General features: G+C 64.9%; 14 protein-coding genes and 12 tRNA genes. 4 read left to right on the top strand and 22 right to left on the bottom strand.

Annotation, left to right across the window (positions count from 1 at the left end; genetic code table 11):
* Positions 1-45 precede the first annotated feature (45 nt).
* The gene (locus tag C2U58_RS01245; RefSeq protein ID WP_070207962.1) at positions 46-750 is read left to right on the top strand and encodes a protein phosphatase 2C domain-containing protein; all 705 of its coding nucleotides are present in this window, start codon (positions 46-48) and stop codon (positions 748-750) included.
* 37 nt (positions 751-787) lie between these two features.
* On the opposite strand, the gene dnaQ is transcribed toward C2U58_RS01245, so the two are convergent.
* From dnaQ to C2U58_RS01260, 3 genes are read right to left on the bottom strand one after another with little or no spacing between them, the layout of a single operon-like run.
* Positions 788-1,513: a DNA polymerase III subunit epsilon gene (gene dnaQ / locus C2U58_RS01250; protein WP_102944199.1), complete on the bottom strand. Its 726-nt coding sequence runs from the start codon at positions 1,511-1,513 to the stop codon at positions 788-790.
* A gap of 4 nt (positions 1,514-1,517) precedes the next feature.
* On the bottom strand, positions 1,518-1,970 hold the full coding sequence (gene rnhA / locus C2U58_RS01255) for a ribonuclease HI (protein ID WP_102944200.1): 453 nt from the start codon (positions 1,968-1,970) through the stop codon (positions 1,518-1,520).
* A 12-nt stretch (positions 1,971-1,982) separates the two neighbouring features.
* Positions 1,983-2,627, bottom strand: coding sequence for a methyltransferase domain-containing protein (locus C2U58_RS01260; RefSeq protein WP_102944201.1), 645 nt, complete (start codon positions 2,625-2,627; stop codon positions 1,983-1,985).
* Between the two features lie 11 nt (positions 2,628-2,638).
* Here C2U58_RS01260 and gloB point away from each other — a divergent pair, with 11 nt between their 5' ends.
* Both gloB and C2U58_RS01270 read left to right on the top strand, forming a co-directional pair.
* Positions 2,639-3,406 (top strand): hydroxyacylglutathione hydrolase, encoded by a 768-nt coding sequence (gloB, locus tag C2U58_RS01265; protein ID WP_102944202.1) that lies wholly within the window; start codon positions 2,639-2,641, stop codon positions 3,404-3,406.
* Positions 3,403-4,605: a lytic transglycosylase domain-containing protein gene (locus C2U58_RS01270; RefSeq protein WP_102944203.1), complete on the top strand. Its 1,203-nt coding sequence runs from the start codon at positions 3,403-3,405 to the stop codon at positions 4,603-4,605. The genes gloB and C2U58_RS01270 overlap by 4 nt, the downstream gene beginning before the upstream one ends.
* Positions 4,606-4,699: 94 nt before the next feature.
* On the opposite strand, the gene C2U58_RS01275 is transcribed toward C2U58_RS01270, so the two are convergent.
* The 18 genes from C2U58_RS01275 to C2U58_RS01360 form a co-directional block, all read right to left on the bottom strand.
* Entirely contained in the window at positions 4,700-6,673 is a 1,974-nt protein-coding gene (locus tag C2U58_RS01275) for a peptidyl-prolyl cis-trans isomerase (protein ID WP_102944204.1), read from the bottom strand.
* A gap of 121 nt (positions 6,674-6,794) precedes the next feature.
* Positions 6,795-6,871: transfer RNA gene (locus tag C2U58_RS01280), tRNA-Asp, on the bottom strand.
* Between the two features lie 88 nt (positions 6,872-6,959).
* Positions 6,960-7,036, bottom strand: a tRNA-Asp gene (locus tag C2U58_RS01285).
* 88 nt (positions 7,037-7,124) lie between these two features.
* Positions 7,125-7,201: transfer RNA gene (locus tag C2U58_RS01290), tRNA-Asp, on the bottom strand.
* A gap of 86 nt (positions 7,202-7,287) precedes the next feature.
* Positions 7,288-7,364: transfer RNA gene (locus C2U58_RS01295), tRNA-Asp, on the bottom strand.
* Positions 7,365-7,391: 27 nt separating this feature from the next.
* Positions 7,392-7,466: transfer RNA gene (locus C2U58_RS01300), tRNA-Val, on the bottom strand.
* Between the two features lie 11 nt (positions 7,467-7,477).
* On the bottom strand, positions 7,478-7,750 hold the full coding sequence (locus tag C2U58_RS01305) for an HU family DNA-binding protein (protein WP_070209523.1): 273 nt from the start codon (positions 7,748-7,750) through the stop codon (positions 7,478-7,480).
* Positions 7,751-7,955: 205 nt separating this feature from the next.
* Positions 7,956-10,421 (bottom strand): endopeptidase La, encoded by a 2,466-nt coding sequence (lon, locus tag C2U58_RS01310; RefSeq protein WP_070209522.1) that lies wholly within the window; start codon positions 10,419-10,421, stop codon positions 7,956-7,958.
* A gap of 142 nt (positions 10,422-10,563) precedes the next feature.
* Positions 10,564-11,853, bottom strand: a complete 1,290-nt coding sequence (clpX, locus tag C2U58_RS01315) for an ATP-dependent Clp protease ATP-binding subunit ClpX (protein ID WP_070209521.1) — start codon at positions 11,851-11,853, stop codon at positions 10,564-10,566.
* 104 nt (positions 11,854-11,957) lie between these two features.
* A complete protein-coding gene (gene clpP / locus C2U58_RS01320) occupies positions 11,958-12,584 on the bottom strand; it encodes an ATP-dependent Clp endopeptidase proteolytic subunit ClpP (protein WP_102944205.1) in 627 nt (208 codons plus the stop codon).
* Between the two features lie 66 nt (positions 12,585-12,650).
* A complete protein-coding gene (gene tig / locus C2U58_RS01325; protein ID WP_102944206.1) occupies positions 12,651-13,946 on the bottom strand; it encodes a trigger factor in 1,296 nt (431 codons plus the stop codon).
* 199 nt (positions 13,947-14,145) lie between these two features.
* Positions 14,146-14,230 (bottom strand) — tRNA-Leu (locus C2U58_RS01330).
* Positions 14,231-14,391: 161 nt separating this feature from the next.
* Positions 14,392-14,467 (bottom strand) — tRNA-Lys (locus C2U58_RS01335).
* Between the two features lie 161 nt (positions 14,468-14,628).
* Positions 14,629-14,704, bottom strand: a tRNA-Lys gene (locus C2U58_RS01340).
* 161 nt (positions 14,705-14,865) lie between these two features.
* A tRNA-Lys gene (locus C2U58_RS01345) sits at positions 14,866-14,941 on the bottom strand.
* An 84-nt stretch (positions 14,942-15,025) separates the two neighbouring features.
* Positions 15,026-15,102, bottom strand: a tRNA-His gene (locus C2U58_RS01350).
* A gap of 76 nt (positions 15,103-15,178) precedes the next feature.
* Positions 15,179-15,255, bottom strand: a tRNA-Arg gene (locus tag C2U58_RS01355).
* 46 nt (positions 15,256-15,301) lie between these two features.
* Positions 15,302-15,378 (bottom strand) — tRNA-Pro (locus C2U58_RS01360).
* Positions 15,379-15,530: 152 nt separating this feature from the next.
* Between C2U58_RS01360 and C2U58_RS01365 the strand changes: the two genes are divergently transcribed.
* Positions 15,531-16,289, top strand: coding sequence for a Bax inhibitor-1/YccA family protein (locus C2U58_RS01365; protein WP_172448037.1), 759 nt, complete (start codon positions 15,531-15,533; stop codon positions 16,287-16,289).
* Positions 16,290-16,391: 102 nt separating this feature from the next.
* On the opposite strand, the gene C2U58_RS01370 is transcribed toward C2U58_RS01365, so the two are convergent.
* Positions 16,392-17,399, bottom strand: coding sequence for an isocitrate dehydrogenase (locus tag C2U58_RS01370; RefSeq protein WP_102944208.1), 1,008 nt, complete (start codon positions 17,397-17,399; stop codon positions 16,392-16,394).
* Positions 17,400-17,529: the final 130 nt, after the last annotated feature.

Below are 17,529 nucleotides of genomic sequence, written 5' to 3' on the forward strand. Positions count from 1 at the left end.
ATGCCGTTATCCCTCAGCAATACACTCCCTGGCCTGCGCGCGACCATGATCGAATTCGGACACCTGACCCACCCTGGCCTGCGCCGTGACCTCAATGAGGACACCTACTACGGGGACGGCGAACTGGCACTGTGGCTGGTGGCCGACGGCATGGGCGGGCACGCCTGTGGCGAGGTGGCCAGCGCACTGGCGCGCGAAACCATCGTGCGCGAGATCCGCCAGGGCGCCACCCTGGCGCACGCGATCCGGGTGGCCGACGAGGAAATCATCCGCACGTCGCGCCGCCGCAACGACAGCCTGCCGATGGGCACCACCGTGGTCGCCGCGCGCGTGCAGGGCAACCGTTACGAAGTGGCCTGGGTCGGCGACAGCCGCGCCTACCTGTGGCGCGACGGCAGCCTGGCCCAGCTCAGCCAGGACCACAGCGTGGTCCAGGAAATGGTCGCCCAGGGCAACCTGACCGCTGAACAGGCCCGCGCCCACCCGCACCGCAACGTGGTGACCCAGGCGCTGGGGGTGACCGACCCGGCGCACCTGAACGTCGCCACGACCACCGGCGAACTACGCCCGGGCATGCAGCTGCTGCTGTGCAGCGACGGACTGACCGAAGAGGTCGAGGACAAGGACATCGCCCGCACCCTGGCCTACGACGACGCCAGTGCGCAGGAATGCGTGGACACGCTGGTGGCGGCCGCGCTGGATGGCGGTGGGTCGGACAACATCACGGCGATTCTTGTGCGTTGCCATTGAATTAGGGGGTTGCCGGCCAGCGGCCGGCACTACAGGATCAGGCTACGGCTTCTTCCACCTTCGGGCCGTCCCAGATCGCGTGGCCGGCCTTCTTGCGCAGCTTGGCCAGGCGCGCGTCGTGCGCTTCCAGCTCCGAGGCGGTGGCGACCACGCGCGGGCGCGGCAGCAGGCGGCTGGTGTCGAACGCCTGCGCCTGTGCACTGCCGGGACGGACGTCGTCGGCAGAACCGAAGCCGATTTCCTCCTGGCCCGAAGTCAGCGCGATGTACACATCGCCCAGGATCTGGGCATCGAGCAGGCCGCCATGCAGCTGGCGGTGCGCGTTGTCCACGCCCAGCCGCTTGCACAGGGCGTCCAGCGAATTGCGCTGCCCCGGATAGCGCTCGCGCGCCATCTTAAGGGTGTCGATGACCGTGCAGCGGTCGGTGATCTTCCCGTACTGGTCGCCCAGCAGCGACAGCTCGTAATCCAGGAAGCCCAGGTCGAACGCCGCGTTGTGGATGATGAGCTCGGCGCCGTCGATGTAGGCGAGGAACTCCTCGGCCACCTGCGCGAACGCCGGCTTGTCGGCCAGGAACTCCAGGGTCAGGCCGGTGACTTCCTGCGCGCCCTGTTCGAACTCGCAGTCGGGCTTGAGGTACTGGTGGTAGTTGTTGCCGCTCGGGCGGCGCTCAAGCAGTTCCACACAGCCGATTTCGACGATGCGGTTGCCCTTGCGCCATTCCAGGCCGGTGGTTTCGGTGTCGAGGATGATCTGACGCATGCGCTCAGTGTACCGGGCCGCCGGCGCGGATACGGATCGCGGCGTCGCGCGCCAGCGTGTCCACCCGCTCGTTGTCCGGGTCGCCGGAATGCCCCTTCACCCAGCGCCAGTCGATGCTGTGCTTCTGCGTGGCCGCGTGCAGGCGCTCCCACAGGTCGCGGTTCTTGACCGGGTCGCCGCCGGCGGTCTTCCAGTTCTTGCGGAGCCAGCCCGGCAGCCACTGGGTCAGGCCCTGGCGCACATACTGGGAGTCGGTGAACAGCACGATCTCGCACGGCTCGGTCAGCGCTTCCAGGCCGGAAATGGCCGCCATCAGTTCCATCCGGTTGTTGGTGGTGTGCGCTTCGCCGCCGCTGAGCTCGCGCTCGTGGCCCTTGTAGCGCATCAACGCGGCCCAGCCGCCCGGACCGGGATTGCCCAGGCAGGAACCGTCGGTGTGGATTTCAATGGTTTTCAATACAACTCCAGATCAGGTCGCCACGGTACCGTGCCAGCGGCGTACCGGCAGTGGCTTGGGTCCTGGCAGGGCCAGGGTGCGTTTTTCGGCAGAGAACAGGCACGCCGCGCGCAACGCCGCGACGCTGCGCCGGCCCGGTGCCTGGTCGCGCCACATCGGGCCCAGCCAGTCCAGCGCGTCGCAGGCCAGCCCGGCCTGCTCCAGGGTATGCCGCAGCCGCTGCGGGGTGCGCACCACCAGCCCGTGGTGGCGCCACTGGCGGCGGAACGGGCTGAACGGGTTGAGCGTGGACAGCCACAGGCGCCCGCCCGGCATCAGCACCCGCTCGCATTCGGCGATCAGCTGCTCGGCATCGCGTGCGGTCACGTGCTGCAGCACGATCGCGTTGACGCTTTCGCTGGGGAACGGCAGCGGCAGCGCGCAGGTGACATCGCCGGTGTAGCCCCGCGCGGTGCGGTACAGACGCATGCCCTGCCCCGGCAGCTCCCCCCCCTTGTGCCACGACGGGGTCGGCGCGATCCACAGCCACGGAGTCACCGGGTGCGACGCCAAGGCCGGCTCCAGCGCCTGCCGCTCCAGCTCGCGCAGCACCTGCGCCGGTTCAGTATCAAACCAGGATGCGACAGAAGCTTGACGGAGGCTCGGCGCGGCGGGCATGGTCCAATTCTATGCGACTGACTGCCCTACCCGCATTCGCGGACAACTACATCTGGGCGCTGGTCGCCGACGACGGCCGCGCGATCGTGGTCGACCCCGGCCAGGCCTCTCCGGTGCTGGCTGCGGCAACGCAGCAGAACTGGCGCCCACACACCGTTCTGTTGACCCACCACCACGACGACCACATCGGCGGGGTGGCCGAGCTGCAGGCCCGGTATCCCGGGCTTGCGGTGCTGGCCCCTGACGATCCGCGCATTCCGATGGCCACCCAGCGGGTCGCCGGGGGTGAACGCGTTCAGGCACTGGGGCTGGAGATCGACGTAGTATCCGTGCCCGGACACACCCGTTCGCATGTCGCGTTTCACACTGCTGAACATCTTTTCAGTGGCGATACGCTGTTCAGCCTGGGGTGTGGACGCATGTTCGAAGGTACGCCGCCCCAGCTTCTGGCATCCCTGAAGAAGCTGGCGTCCCTGCCGCCGCACCTGTTGATGTGCTGCGGGCATGAGTACACCGTGTCAAATGCCGTCTTCGCGCGGCATGTCGACCCCGCCAACGCCGCGCTCGCGCGACGCCAAGAGGAGGCCCTGGCCATGCGCCGCGATGAACGCCCCACGCTGCCCGTTGCACTGGCCAGCGAGCTGGAATGCAATCCGTTCCTGCGTACCGATACCCCCGCCGTCCGTGCTGCGGTAAGCCAGCACCTCGGCCGCCCCGTTACCGATGAAGTCGATGTCCTGGCGGGTCTGAGGGGCTGGAAAGACGGATTCCGAACATGAGTCGGCGATGGTTGCCGCTCGCGGCCGGCCTGGCGATCGCCCTGGCCGGCACTGCGGGCGCCCAGTCGTTGAGTGCAGGAATGTCGCAGAACGTGGCCGGGCTTTCGCAGCTGCCACTGGATCCGGCTGCCCTGCCCCCCGCTTCGGTCCGCAACGGCCAGGACATCTTCGCCAGCTTCCGCGAGGGCCTGGCCGAACCGACCTGCGATGCCGAAGCCACCAGCCCGCGCTGGCAGAAGCAGTTCGCACATGCGCCGTCGCGCCTGGCCAACCAGGATGACGATGCGCTGGTGCTGTTCGGCTACGTGGTCGAAGAACTGCGCAAGGCCGACCTGCCCACCGAATTCGCACTGATCCCGTTCGTGGAAAGCGGCTACCGGCCCAATGCCCGCAACGGCAGTGGCCCGGCCGGGCTGTGGCAGTTCATTGCCAGCACCGCGAAGAACCACCGCGTGCAGATGACCAGCGGCTACGACGGTCGCCTCTCGGCCGCCGATTCCACCCAGGCCGCGGTGCGCTATCTCAAGACCCTGCACGGCATGTTCGGCGGCGACTGGCGCCTGGCCACCATGGCCTACAACGCGGGCGAGTACCGCGTGCTGCAGTCGCTGCGCAAGGCAGGCATGAACGCGCAGAACGCGCGCCCGCAGGCACTGCCGGGGCTGTCGCCGATCACCTACGCGTATGTCGAGAAGCTGCACGCGCTGGCGTGCGTGCTGGAAGACGCTGAAACCTCGCCCGGCGTGATGGCCTCGCTGGACCGCACCGTGCCGGTGCTGAAGGGCCACACCCTGCCGGCCGGCACCAGCGTGCAGCAATGGGCCGCACAGCGCGCCCTGGATCCTGCCCGTATCGCCCGGCTCAACCCGGCCCTGGCCAGCGGCAAGGGACGTCCCAGTGGGCAGGTGACGGTCCTGGCCCCGGCGACGCATGCGCCGGCCGATAGCTCGGTGAGGGTGGCCCAGGTGGAAGCGCCGGTGGCCGACACGGTCAGCCCGCGTTCCGATGCGCTGACGGCAAGCCGGACGGTGGCCAGTGCGGACCGCCCGCGTGCGCGCCGACATACGGTGCGTAATGGCGAGTCGGCGTGGACGATTGCGAAGCGGTACGGGATGCCGTTGAAGGCGCTGCTGTCGTTGAACAACCTCAGTGGCAGCAGTGTGTTGAAGCCCGGGGCGGTCCTGCGCGTAGAGGATTGAAGCGCGATTACGATCACGTAGAACGCAGAAGGCCCGGCATTGCCGGGCCTTCCTTGTTTCCGTGGGCCGGGCAGAGCCCGGCGCGACGTGATGCTTACAGGTTTGCTTCCTCGACCTGCACTTTGTAACTCTTGCGCAGGGCCTGGACGAAGTCCTTGGCCGCAGCCATGCCGTCGACCTGGTCGAGCTGGTCGCGGAACTGCTTCTGCTGCTCGGCCGGCACTTCGGCCAGGTTCGGCGGGCTCACCTTGTTGACCGCGAACACCACGTAGCGGTCCTGCACGGCGACCTTGCCGTAGCTCGGCTTGCCTTCGGTCGGCGTCGGGGCGGCGAACACGGCCTTGTTGATTTCCGGGGTCGGCACCGGCTGGGTGCGCGGCAGGCCCGGCAGCGGGCTGAGCTGCAGCTTTTCTTCAGCCGCCAGCGCCTGCAGGGTCTGACCGGCCTTGAGCTTGGCCAGCAGCGCGTCAGCGGCCTTCTCCGAGGCCTGGCGGGTACGGTCGGCGCGGATCGCGGCGATCACCTGGTCGCGCGCTTTGTCCAGCGGCAGCGCCTGTTCCGGGCTGTGGTCGGTGACGCGGATCAGCACGCTGTGGTCCGGCGCGAGCGAGATCGGGTCGCTGACGGTTCCGTCCTGGACCAGCACGTCGGAGAACGCCGCACGCAGCACCGCCGGATTGGCGGCAATGCCGCTGGCGGTGGCACGGCTGAACGGACCGATGGTCTGCACCGGCAGCTTCACCGTGTCGGCCGCGCTCTTGAGCGAGGTCGGGTTCTTGTAGACCTCGTCGACCAGGCGGCCACTGAGTTCGGAGAACGCGCCTTCGGTGTCGGCCTTGAGCTGCTCGGCAGCCAGCTGGTCGCGCACTTCTTCGAACGGACGCTCCTGGCCACCCTTGATCTCGCGCAGCTGCAGCACGTGGTAACCGAACTCGGTCTTGACCGGTGCGCTGACCTCGCCCGCCTTCATCGCGAACAGCGCGTCTTCGAACGGCTTGACCATGGCGCCACGCTCCACCCAGCCGAGGTCGCCACCGGTGCCCTTGGAGCCGGTGTCGTCCGAATTGGCCTTGGCCAGCGCCGCGAAATCGGCGCCCGGCGCCTTGGCCTGTGCAGCCAGCGCGGTGGCCTTCTCTTCGGCGGCCTTGAGCTTGGCCGGGTCGCTGCCGTCGGCGGCGATCAGGATGTGCGACGCCTGGCGCGCTTCGGGCGTGGCAAAGCGTGCCTTCTCGTCGGCATAGCGCTTGCGCAGCGCCGCGTCATCGGCCGGCGCGGCCGCCGGCAGGCTGGCGGCGTTGATTTCCACGTACTCCAGCGACACGGTTTCCGGCTGGCGGAAATCCTTGCCGTGGCTGTCGTACCACTGCTTGATCTGTGCGTCGGTGACTTCGGCGGTGTCGGCCGGCAGTTCCGGCAGCGCGGCGATTTCCACGTCGCGGGTTTCGCCCAGCAGGTTCATCATGCGCGTCGCTTCGGCACTGGTGACGAAGCCGGAGTTCTGCAGTGCGGTCGGAATGACCGACTGCTGGATGTTCTCGCGCACCAGCGCTTCGAACTGGGCCGGCGTGCGCGGCGGATTGCCGGTGCTCAGCGCCAGGCGGTACTGGTCCTGGCTGAACTTGCCATCCGCGCCGATGAACGCCGGAATGGAGGCGATGGTCTCGCGCACCAGGGCGTCGCCGATGACGATGCCGGACTGCTCGCCGGCCAGGCGCACGACCTGTTCGTCGATCATCTGGTCGAGCACGGCCAGCTTGCTTTCGGTGCTTTCGAACTCGCGCGGGTCGAAGTTCTCGCCCTGCTGCTGGCGCGCCTGCTGGCGTGCCTGTTCGAAGCGGGTACGGAAGTCCTGTGCACTGATCTCATGGTGCTGCCACAGGAACGACATCGGCCACCACGACGGCGCCGAACGCCACCAGGTCGGCGGCGCTGCCACCTTGGCCACGTTCTGCGCACCGACACCGCCCAGATAGCTGGAGTCGATCACGAACAGGAACGGGATCATCAGCAGGCCCAGGATCACGGTAACGATCCAGCCCGAGGTCTTGTCGCGAAGTTTCTGCAGCATGGGAGAAATCAAGGCCCGATTGGCGAATCCGGCAGTGTACCCCGCTTCGCGCCGCTCCCCAACAGGGGCGGGCGACAGGCAAAAGAAAAGCCCCTGGTTTTCACCAGGGGCCTTCAAGAATTGGCGGAGCGGACGGGACTCGAACCCGCGACCTCCGGCGTGACAGGCCAGCATTCTAACCAGCTGAACTACCGCTCCGCGCTTGAAACTTTGCAGGCGCTCATTATATCCGAAGATATTCAGAAAACCCACCCCGATATGCTGCTTTTCGAGGATTTTTTGTAACTGGCGGAGCGGACGGGACTCGAACCCGCGACCTCCGGCGTGACAGGCCAGCATTCTAACCAGCTGAACTACCGCTCCGCACTTAAAACTTTGCAGGCGCTCATTATATCCGAAGATATTCAGAAAACCCACCCCGATATGCTGCTTTTCGAGGATTTTTTGTAACTGGCGGAGCGGACGGGACTCGAACCCGCGACCTCCGGCGTGACAGGCCAGCATTCTAACCAGCTGAACTACCGCTCCGCACTTAAACCTTCTGCTGCCTTCCACCACGATCTGGATCGTCGCAGAAAACAAGGCCCCCGATCGCTCAGGGGCCTCGTTGAAACTGGCGGAGCGGACGGGACTCGAACCCGCGACCTCCGGCGTGACAGGCCAGCATTCTAACCAGCTGAACTACCGCTCCGCATTTCAAACTTTCTACTGCGGTGCCTGGTGGGTGCTGAGGGTTTCGAACCCCCGACCCTCTCCGTGTAAAGGAGACGCTCTACCGCTGAGCTAAGCACCCCAGCAAGCCGCTTAGTTTACGGCATCCTTCAGGGCTTTGCCAGCCTTGAACGACGGATTCTTCGACGCAGCGATCTTGATGGTGTCGCCGGTCTTCGGGTTGCGGCCGGTACGAGCGGCGCGGTCACGCACCTGGAACGTACCGAAGCCCACCAGGGTCACTGCGTCGCCGCCCTTCAGGGCCTTGGTGACGGCAGCGATGACGGCATCGACGGCGCGAGCCGAATCGGCCTTGGTCAGGTCGGCGGTTTCGGCAACGGCGTCGATCAATTCGGTCTTGTTCATTCTGTACAGCTCCTTTGGCGGGGATTCCGCATGTTCGACAGTGAAGCATCCGACCCGCAACGTGGCCGGACACCAGTGAGTTCTCGATTCGCACCGATCAACGTTCTGCTGACCTGCGAGTGGTGCTTTTATACCAGTGCACCCCTACCCGCGCAAGCTGAAAAGCCAATAACGACGCGGGTTTCGGGGAATTCCACAGCGCGCGTCAGTGCTTGACGCGCGTTGTGGAAGCTGTCTTGCCCTTGCTCCGCACTGTGACGCGTTGCCCATCCTTCTTCGGCTTGGGCTGCGTCAGCGGCGTTTCCAGTGCCAGGTCGAGCACCTCTTCGATCCACTTCACCGGAATGATCTTGAGGTCGCGGGTGACGTTGGCCGGAATGTCGGCCAGGTCCTTGCGGTTCTCCTCGGGAATGATCACGGTGGTGATGCCACCGCGCAGCGCGGCCAGCAGCTTTTCCTTCAGCCCGCCGATCGCGGTGACGCGACCACGCAGGGTGATTTCGCCGGTCATCGCCACTTCGGCACGGATCGGCACCTTGGTCAGCATCGACACCAGCGAGGTCACCATCGCGGCGCCGGCACTGGGGCCATCCTTCGGCGTAGCACCATCGGGCACGTGCACGTGCACGTCGTGCTTCTGCAGGAAGTCGGCGTCGATACCCAACCGTTCGGCACGCGAACGCACCACCGACAATGCGGCCGAGGCCGATTCCTTCATCACATTGCCGAGCTGGCCGGTGAGGATCATGGCGCCCTTGCCCGGCACCAGCGTGGATTCAATCTGCAACAGGTCGCCACCGACCTCGGTCCAGGCCAGGCCGGTCACCAGGCCGATCTCGTTCTGTTCCTCGGCACGGCCGAAGTCGAAGCGGCGCACGCCCAGGTACTTCTCCAGGTTCTTGGCATTGACCACCACCAGCGCCTTTTTCTTCGCCGCGACCTTCTTGCCGGCCTTGGCCTGCTTGACCGGTGCGACCGGTCCGCCCAGCGCGATTTCCTTCACCACCTTGCGGCAGATCTTGGCCACTTCACGCTCGAGGTTGCGCACGCCGGACTCGCGCGTGTAGTAACGCACCACGTCCTGGATGGCGTCGGCTTCGATCTCCAGTTCCTCCGGCTTCAGGCCGTTGGCCTTGAGCTGCTTGGGCACCAGGTAACGCATCGCGATGTTGAGCTTCTCATCCTCGGTGTAACCGGGGATCCGGATCACTTCCATGCGGTCCAGCAGCGGGCCGGGGATGTTGAGCGAGTTGGAGGTCGCCACGAACATCACTTCGGACAGGTCCAGGTCCACTTCCAGGTAGTGGTCGTTGAACGCGTTGTTCTGCTCGGGGTCGAGCACTTCCAGCAGCGCCGAGGACGGGTCGCCACGGAAGTCCATCGACATCTTGTCGATCTCGTCGAGCACGAACAGCGCATTCTTGCTGCCGACCTTGTTGAGGTTCTGCACGATGCGGCCCGGCATGGAGCCGACGTAGGTACGACGGTGGCCACGGATCTCGGCTTCGTCGCGCACGCCGCCCAGGCTCATGCGCACGAACTTGCGATTCGTCGCCTTGGCGATGGACTGGCCCAGCGAGGTCTTGCCCACACCCGGCGGCCCGACCAGGCACAGGATCGGGCCCTTCATCTGCTTCACCCGCGACTGCACCGCCAGGTACTCGAGGATGCGGTCCTTGACCTTGTCCAGGCCGAAGTGGTCGGCGTCCAGGGTGTCTTGCGCGACCTTCAGGTCCTTGCGGACCTTGGTGCGCTTCTTCCACGGCACGCCCAGCAGCCAGTCGAGGTAGTTGCGCACCACCGCGGCTTCGGCCGACATCGGCGACATCTGCTTGAGCTTGTTGAGTTCGGCCTTGGCCTTGGTTTCCACCGGCTTGGGCATGCCGGCATCGGCGATCTTGCGCGCCAGTTCTTCCAGCTCGCCGGGCGCGTCGTCGAGGTCGCCCAGTTCCTTCTGGATCGCCTTCATCTGCTCGTTGAGGTAGTACTCGCGCTGGCTCTTTTCCATCTGCGACTTGACCCGGCCGCGGATGCGCTTTTCCATCTGCTGCACGTCGATCTCGCCGTCGACCAGGCCGACCAGCATCTCCAGGCGTTCGCCGATCTGCAGGGTTTCCAGCAGGCGCTGTTTGTCGGCCAGGCGCACGCTGATGTGCGCGGCAATGGTGTCGGCCAGGCGCGCCGGCTCATCGATGCCGGCCAGGGTCTGCAGCAGCTCCGGCGGCAGCTTGCGGTTGGTCTTGACGTACTGCTCGAACAGCGACATCAGCGAGCGGGCGATCGCCTCGATCTCGCGCGGTTCGCGCGACTCGTCCGACTCGATTTCCGAAGCCACGCCCTGCAGCGCGCCATTGCGCTCGGTCACCTGGGTGACGTTGACCCGCGACAGGCCTTCGACCAGCACCTTGATGGTGCCGTCGGGCAGCTTCAGCAGCTGCAGGACCTGGGCCAGGGTACCGACCTGGTACAGGTCGGCCGCGGTCGGGTCGTCGGTCTCGGCCGACTTCTGCGCAAGCAGCAGGATGCGCTTGTCCGCTTCCATCGCCTGCTCCAGCGCGTGCATGGACTTGTCGCGGCCGACGAACAGCGGAATGACCATGTGCGGGAACACCACCACGTCACGCAGCGGCAGTACCGGCAGGTCGAGAGTCTCAGTAGGGGAACGGGCCATGAGGGCTCCAAAGGAACGGTGGGGATGGCCTCCGGGCAGCCTCGCCCGGATACAAAAAAGCCGATGGCCCCGTTATGGGGCCATCGGCGTCCAGATGCAAGATGCTCTGAAAAAACTCCATCAATTCAAGTATTTGAATCGATTATTCAGCGCCTGCGGCCTTCTGTTCAGGGGCCGGCGGAGTCTGGTAGATCAGGTACGGTTCGGACTTGTGCTCGATCACCGATTCGTCCACCACCACCTTGCTGACGTTTTCTGCCGAAGGCAGGTCGTACATGGTGTCCAGCAGGACCGATTCGACGATGGTGCGCAGGCCACGGGCGCCGGTCTTGCGCTTGAGCGCCTTGCGGGCAATGGCCGACAGGGCGTCAGGGCGGAACTCCAGCTCCACGTGCTCCATCTCGAACAGCTTCTTGAACTGCTTGGTGATGGCGTTCTTGGGCTCGGTCAGGATCCTGACCAGGGCCGCCTCGTCCAGCTCTTCCAGGGTCGCCACCACCGGCAGGCGGCCGACGAATTCCGGGATCAGGCCGAACTTGATCAGGTCTTCCGGCTCGACTTCGGCCAGCACCTTGCCCACTTCCTGCTTGCGCTCGGAGCTCTTCACCTTGGCCCCGAAGCCGATGCCGCCGGCGTCGTTGGAACGGGCCTGGATCACCTTGTCCAGCCCGGCGAACGCGCCGCCGCAGATGAACAGGATGTTCTTGGTGTCGACCTGCAGGAATTCCTGCTGCGGGTGCTTGCGACCGCCCTGCGGCGGCACGCTGGCCACGGTGCCTTCGATCAGCTTCAGCAGGGCCTGCTGCACGCCTTCGCCGGACACGTCACGGGTGATCGACGGGTTCTCGCTCTTGCGCGAGATCTTGTCGATTTCATCGATGTAGACGATGCCCTGCTGTGCCTTCTCGACGTCGTAGTCGCACTTCTGCAGCAGCTTCTGGATGATGTTCTCCACGTCTTCGCCCACGTAACCGGCTTCGGTCAGCGTAGTGGCGTCGGCCATGGTGAACGGCACGTTGAGCAGGCGGGCCAGGGTTTCGGCCAGCAGGGTCTTGCCCGAACCGGTCGGACCGACCAGCAGGATGTTCGACTTCGCCAGTTCGACTTCGTCGTTCTTCTGGCGGCTCTCGATGCGCTTGTAGTGGTTGTACACAGCCACGGCCAACGTGCGCTTGGCCCGGTTCTGGCCAATCACGTACTGGTCGAGGACTTCGAGGATTTCCTTCGGCTTGGGCAGCGAACTGCGCGCCGACTGCGCCTTTTCCTCGAGCTCTTCACGGATGATGTCGTTGCACAGCTCCACGCATTCATCGCAGATGAACACGCTGGGCCCAGCAATCAGCTTGCGCACCTCGTGCTGGCTCTTTCCGCAGAAAGAACAGTAGAGGATCTTGCCGGTGTCCGTGGAACGACCTTGGCGGTCTTCGCTCATGCTTCGCTTACCCAGTTACCCCACCCGCTGAACGGGGGTTCGATTCGAGAATAACACAGGGCCGGGAGGACGCCAGTCCAGCCCGACCCTGCGGAAACAGGCCATCAGGCCGGGGTGATCGACTCTTCCGGACGGCGCTCCAGCACCTGGTCGACCAGGCCGTAGGCCACCGCGTCGGCCGCGCTCTTGAAGTTGTCGCGCTCGGTGTCGCGCGCGATGGTCTCCAGCGACTGCCCGGTGTGCTTGGCCAGCACTTCGTTCAGGCGCGCACGCAGGGTGAGGATCTCACGCGCGTGGATGTCGATGTCCGTGGCCTGGCCCTGGAAGCCGCCCAGCGGCTGGTGGATCATCACGCGCGAGTTCGGCAGCGCGTAACGCTTGCCGGCCGCGCCGGATGCCAGCAGCAGCGCGCCCATGGAGGCGGCCTGGCCGACGCAGATGGTGCTCACGTCCGGCTTGATGTACTGCATGGTGTCGTAGATCGCCATGCCGGCGGTGACCACGCCACCCGGCGAGTTGATGTAGATGCTGATGTCCTTTTCCGGGTTGTCCGCTTCCAGGAACAGCAGCTGCGCCACCACCACGTTGGCCATGTGATCGTCGATCGGGCCCACGAGGAAGATCAGGCGCTCCTTCAACAGGCGCGAATAGATGTCATAGGCGCGCTCGCCGCGGCTGGTCTGTTCGACCACCATCGGAACCATGTTCAGGGCTTTGGTTTGGTTGTCCATTTCTGAGGCACCTATTTGGGGGAAACCACCCCGCGCCAGCGGCGCGGGGCATGAAACGCCGCCCGCTTACTGGCGGATGGCGTCCTGGAACGACAGCGACTGCTCGGTGTGCTGGGCGCGCTCGGCGATCCAGTCGATCACCTGCTCTTCCATCACGCGGTTCTGCAGCCCACTCATCAGCTGGGGGTCGTTGCGGTACATCTCAATGACCTGTTCCGGCTCTTCATAGGTCGAAGCAATCAGACGCATGGTTTCGTTCAGGCGCTTCGGGTCCAGGCGCAGGTCGTTGCGGCGGGCCACTTCACCGACCAGCAGGCCGACCAGCACGCGCTTGGCGGCGGCGTCCTTGAAGCCTTCGTGGGCGTCGGCCGGGATCTCGCCCGGGTTGCGGCCGCTGCGGCGGATCTGCTCGACCTGCTGGGCCAGCATGGCGCGGGCTTCGTTGTCGACCAGGCGCGGCGGCATTTCCACCGAGGCGTAGGCGGCGATCAGCTGCTCACCGACTTCCTTGCGCAGGCGGTTCATCAGCGCGCCCTTGAGCTCGCGTTCCAGGTTGGCGCGGATGTCCTTGCGGAACTGCTCCACGTCGCCGCCCTTCACGCCGAAGCTCTTGATGAAGTCGGCGTCGACTTCCGGCAGTACCGGCTCGGACACGTCCACCGCCTTGACGGTGACCTTGACCTGCTTGCCGGCCAGGGCCGGCACGCGCCAGTCGGCCGGGAATTCGACGTCCAGGGTCTTCTCTTCACCCTTGGCCAGGCCGACCAGGCCCTGTTCGATCTGCTCGAACATCATGCCCTGGCCCACCACCACGCTGCCCTTTTCGGTGCCTTCGGCCGGCAGGCGCTCATCGCCGGCCTGCGACCAGGTTTCCAGTGCGACCAGGTCGCCGTCCTGGGCGCCACGGGTCACCGGGCTCCAGCTGCGGCGCTGTTCGCGCAGGTTGGTGATCATCTGGTCGATGTCGGCGTCGTTGATCTCGGCGGTGTGGCGCACGACGGTCAGCTTGCTGACGTCGACGTCGCCGAAGTCCGGCACCAGCTCGACGGTGGCGACGAACGAGAACTCGCCGTCATCGCCCTTGTCGATGCGCGGGGCACCGGCGATGCGCAGCTCGTGCTCGCGGATGGCGGCGTCGAAGGTTTCGCGCAGCAGGCCGTCGACGGCTTCGCTGCGGACCTGCTGGCCGAAGCGCTGCTCGATCACCTTGGCCGGCACCTTGCCCGGGCGGAAGCCCTTGATGCGCGCGGTACGGGCGATTTCGCCCAGGCGGCCGCTGATGTGGGTCTGCAGGCGGTCTTCCGGCAGCGAGAAGGTCAGGCGGCGTTCCAGATTGCCGGTGGATTCGATCGAAGCTTGCATGTTGACTCCTGCCAACCGGTGGGCACGCCCCCGGCACGATGTGATTGGATGAAACGGGTTGGGAACGCGGGTCGTGGACGCGCCTGCCCGCCGCAGCCCTGTAGTTTCGCCGATAACGGCCAGCGCCGCCAGCATGCGGCCGGAAGCGTCAATCAGAGGCCTGTTCAGGCAATCCCGTCCGGGGCCGATGCCCGGTACCTGGTGCGAAAGGGGGGACTCGAACCCCCACGCCTTGCGGCACTGGAACCTAAATCCAGGGCGTCTACCAATTCCGCCACTTTCGCAGGACGCGCAGTATAGCTGCGGGAGGGTCGGGATTGGAGGGACACGCATGGCGCGTCACTACGGGGGAGTCCGGGCGTAGCGACACCCCATGCGTGTCCCGCGCGATGCTCGGATTACAGGCAAGAAAAAAGCCACCCGGCTGACCGGATGGCTTCTGTCTTGGTGGGCTGTCAAGGATTCGAACCTTGGACCTATTGATTAAGAGTCAACTGCTCTACCAACTGAGCTAACAGCCCGAAAATCGGGAGGCGAATTATGACGCACTGCCGCAGGAATGCGCAAGGGGTTTGTATGAATGAACGATCACGGATCGAGAAGGACACGCATGGCGTGTCCCACGCAATGCCGGAACGCGCGCAAGAAAAAAGCCACCCGGGTGACCGGGTGGCTTCTGTCTTGGTGGGCTGTCAAGGATTCGAACCTTGGACCTATTGATTAAGAGTCAACTGCTCTACCAACTGAGCTAACAGCCCTAAAATCGGGAGGCGAATTATGACGCACTGCCGCAGGAATGCGCAAGGGGTTTGTATGAATGAACGATCACGGATCGAGAAGGACACGCATGGCGTGTCCCACGCAATGCCGGAACGCGCGCAAGAAAAAAGCCACCCGGGTGACCGGGTGGCTTCTGTCTTGGTGGGCTGTCAAGGATTCGAACCTTGGACCTATTGATTAAGAGTCAACTGCTCTACCAACTGAGCTAACAGCCCTGAAAACTCAGGCGATCATTGTAACGATTTCGCCTTTTTTTGCAACCCCGATTCACTTTCGGCGAATCGGATACATCAAATCAGTGGGGTGGCTGAGGGGATTCGAACCCCCGACCACCGGAATCACAATCCGGTACTCTAACCAACTGAGCTACAGCCACCACTGAAAACCTTTTAAACGTTTGACGCGCATGGCGCGTCACTACCGCTTTTTGAACGCCTGCCGCATGCGCCAAGTGGCGCGCCCGACAGGAATCGAACCTGTAACCGCCGGCTTAGAAGGCCGGTGCTCTATCCAGTTGAGCTACGGGCGCCCTGACCGGATTGTCGCATTCCCATCCCGGTTTGAGCAGCGGGACGTGGTCGGGGTAGAGGGATTCGAACCCCCGACATCCTGCTCCCAAAGCAGGCGCGCTACCAGACTGCGCTATACCCCGGTGGTTTCATCCCTCGAGGTTCCCCCCGAAAGAGTCGGCTATTGTGGGAATCGCCGACCCATCTGTCAACGGTTTTCACGGACTTTTTCACATCCGCTATGCTCGGCACAGTACCGGATGGACCGGACCCCTACCCTTCAAGGAGATTGGCAATGCGCAGCGGCAACCCCGCACTTTCCGAGTCGACCTTCCTCGACCTGGCCAGTGGCTCGGTCGTAACCTCGCCCGACCAGGCGATGACCATCAACGGCACGGTCAACAAGACCGGCATCCTGCTGCTGCTGACGGTCATCACCGCCGCCTTCGCCTGGAGCCAGACCATCGGCGCCGACGGCCAGATCGCACCGGGCGCGATGATCTACGCCATCGGTGGCGCGATCGGCGGGCTGATCCTCGCCCTTGTCACGGTGTTCAAGAAGGAATGGTCGCCGGTGACCGCGCCGATGTACGCATTGGTGGAAGGCTTCTTCCTCGGTGCGATCTCGGCCGTGTTCGACGCGCGGTTCCCGGGCATCGTGTTCCAGGCCGTGCTGCTCACCTTCGGCACCCTGTTCGCGCTGCTGGTGGCGTATCGCAGCGGGCTGATCAAGGTCACCGAGAACTTCAAGCTGGGCGTGGTCGCGGCCACCGGCGGCATCGCGCTGCTGTACCTTGCCTCGTTCGTGCTCAGCTTCTTCAACATCAACGTGCCGGTGATCCATGAAGCCAGCTGGCTGGGCATCGCCTTCAGCCTGTTCGTGGTCGTGGTGGCCGCGCTGAACCTGGTGCTGGACTTCGACTTCATCGAAAACGGTGCGGCAGCGCGCGCGCCCAAGTACATGGAGTGGTACGGCGCGTTCGGCCTGATGGTCACGCTGGTGTGGTTGTATGTGGAGTTCCTGCGCTTGCTGTCGAAGCTCAACCAGCGTTGAGGCGAAGCATCAACGCGTAGTGCCGGCCGCTGGCCGGCTCCACGGAACCGCAAACAAAAAAGGGCCGCGAAAGCGGCCCTTTTTCGTTCCGTCGCGAACCCCTTACAGGCGGCTCGCGATGGCTTGGGCGAAGCCCATGGTGTTGCCGGTGCCGCCGAGGTCGCCGGTCAGCGAATCCTTGGCTTCCAGGGTAGCCACGATCGCCTTGCGCAGGCGCTCGGCGTTATCGGTCTGGCCGACATGGTCCAGCATCTGCGCAGCCGCCAGCAGCAGCGCGCACGGATTGGCCTTGCCCTGCCCGGCGATGTCCGGCGCGGTGCCGTGCACGGCTTCGAAGATCGCCGCGTTCTCACCAATGTTGGCGCCCGGGGCCAGGCCCAGGCCGCCGACGAGGCCGGCGCACAGGTCGGAGATGATGTCGCCGAACAGGTTGGTGGTGACGATCACGTCGAACTGTTCCGGACGCATCACCAGCTGCATGCAGCAGTTGTCGACGATCATTTCCTGGAACTCGATGTCCGGGTACTTGGCCGCCACTTCGCGTGCCACGGCCAGGAACAGGCCCGAGGTCGACTTGATGATGTTGGCCTTGTGCACCGCGGTGACCTTCTTGCGGCCGGTGCTGCGGGCCAGTTCGAAGGCGTAGCGCACGATGCGCTCGGAACCCTTGCGGGTGATGCGGGTGCCGGAGAACGCGGTCTCGCCGTCGGCCGACACTTCCTGGCCTTCGGCCAGGTAGGCGCCTTCGGTGTTCTCACGCACGGTGATCAGGTCCACGCCGTCGCCGAATCGCGACTTGGTGTTCGGGAACGACACCGCCGGACGCACGTTGGCGTACAGGTCGAAGTGGCGACGCAGGCTGACGTTGATCGAGGTGAAACCACCACCGACCGGCGTGGTCAGCGGGCTCTTCAGGGCGATCTTGTTGCGCGCGATCGACTCCAGGGTCGAAGCCGGCATCAGGTCGCCATGCTTCTCCAGGGCGACCAGGCCCGCGTCGGCGTCTTCGTACTCAAAACCGGTGTCCAGCTTGCCGAGCACGAACAGGGTGGCGTCCATGATCTCCGGGCCGATGCCGTCACCGCGGATGACCGTGATTTTCTGCGTCATTTGATCTGTTTCCGAACCGAGGGGGAGCGCCGTCAAGCAGGTGCAGGAGCACCGGCGCAAGGGAAGTTTCACCCGCAATTATGCCTTACCCGGTGTTGGACCCCAAGTTAGCCAATGGTGGCAACCGGGT

It is taken from the genome of Stenotrophomonas sp. VV52 (genome assembly GCF_002893095.1).
GTDB lineage: Bacteria > Pseudomonadota > Gammaproteobacteria > Xanthomonadales > Xanthomonadaceae > Stenotrophomonas > Stenotrophomonas aracearum.

What these genes read in the sequence shown, in the direction of transcription:
- C2U58_RS01245 (WP_070207962.1), top strand. Translation starts at nt 46, where the DNA reads ATGATCGAATTCGGACACCTGACCCACCCTGGCCTGCGCCGTGACCTC.
- dnaQ (WP_102944199.1), bottom strand. Translation starts at nt 1,513, where the DNA reads ATGCGTCAGATCATCCTCGACACCGAAACCACCGGCCTGGAATGGCGC.
- C2U58_RS01260 (WP_102944201.1), bottom strand. Translation starts at nt 2,627, where the DNA reads ATGCCCGCCGCGCCGAGCCTCCGTCAAGCTTCTGTCGCATCCTGGTTT.
- gloB (WP_102944202.1), top strand. Translation starts at nt 2,639, where the DNA reads ATGCGACTGACTGCCCTACCCGCATTCGCGGACAACTACATCTGGGCG.
- C2U58_RS01270 (WP_102944203.1), top strand. Translation starts at nt 3,403, where the DNA reads ATGAGTCGGCGATGGTTGCCGCTCGCGGCCGGCCTGGCGATCGCCCTG.
- C2U58_RS01275 (WP_102944204.1), bottom strand. Translation starts at nt 6,673, where the DNA reads ATGCTGCAGAAACTTCGCGACAAGACCTCGGGCTGGATCGTTACCGTG.
- C2U58_RS01305 (WP_070209523.1), bottom strand. Translation starts at nt 7,750, where the DNA reads ATGAACAAGACCGAATTGATCGACGCCGTTGCCGAAACCGCCGACCTG.
- lon (WP_070209522.1), bottom strand. Translation starts at nt 10,421, where the DNA reads ATGGCCCGTTCCCCTACTGAGACTCTCGACCTGCCGGTACTGCCGCTG.
- clpX (WP_070209521.1), bottom strand. Translation starts at nt 11,853, where the DNA reads ATGAGCGAAGACCGCCAAGGTCGTTCCACGGACACCGGCAAGATCCTC.
- clpP (WP_102944205.1), bottom strand. Translation starts at nt 12,584, where the DNA reads ATGGACAACCAAACCAAAGCCCTGAACATGGTTCCGATGGTGGTCGAA.
- tig (WP_102944206.1), bottom strand. Translation starts at nt 13,946, where the DNA reads ATGCAAGCTTCGATCGAATCCACCGGCAATCTGGAACGCCGCCTGACC.
- C2U58_RS01365 (WP_172448037.1), top strand. Translation starts at nt 15,531, where the DNA reads ATGCGCAGCGGCAACCCCGCACTTTCCGAGTCGACCTTCCTCGACCTG.
- C2U58_RS01370 (WP_102944208.1), bottom strand. Translation starts at nt 17,399, where the DNA reads ATGACGCAGAAAATCACGGTCATCCGCGGTGACGGCATCGGCCCGGAG.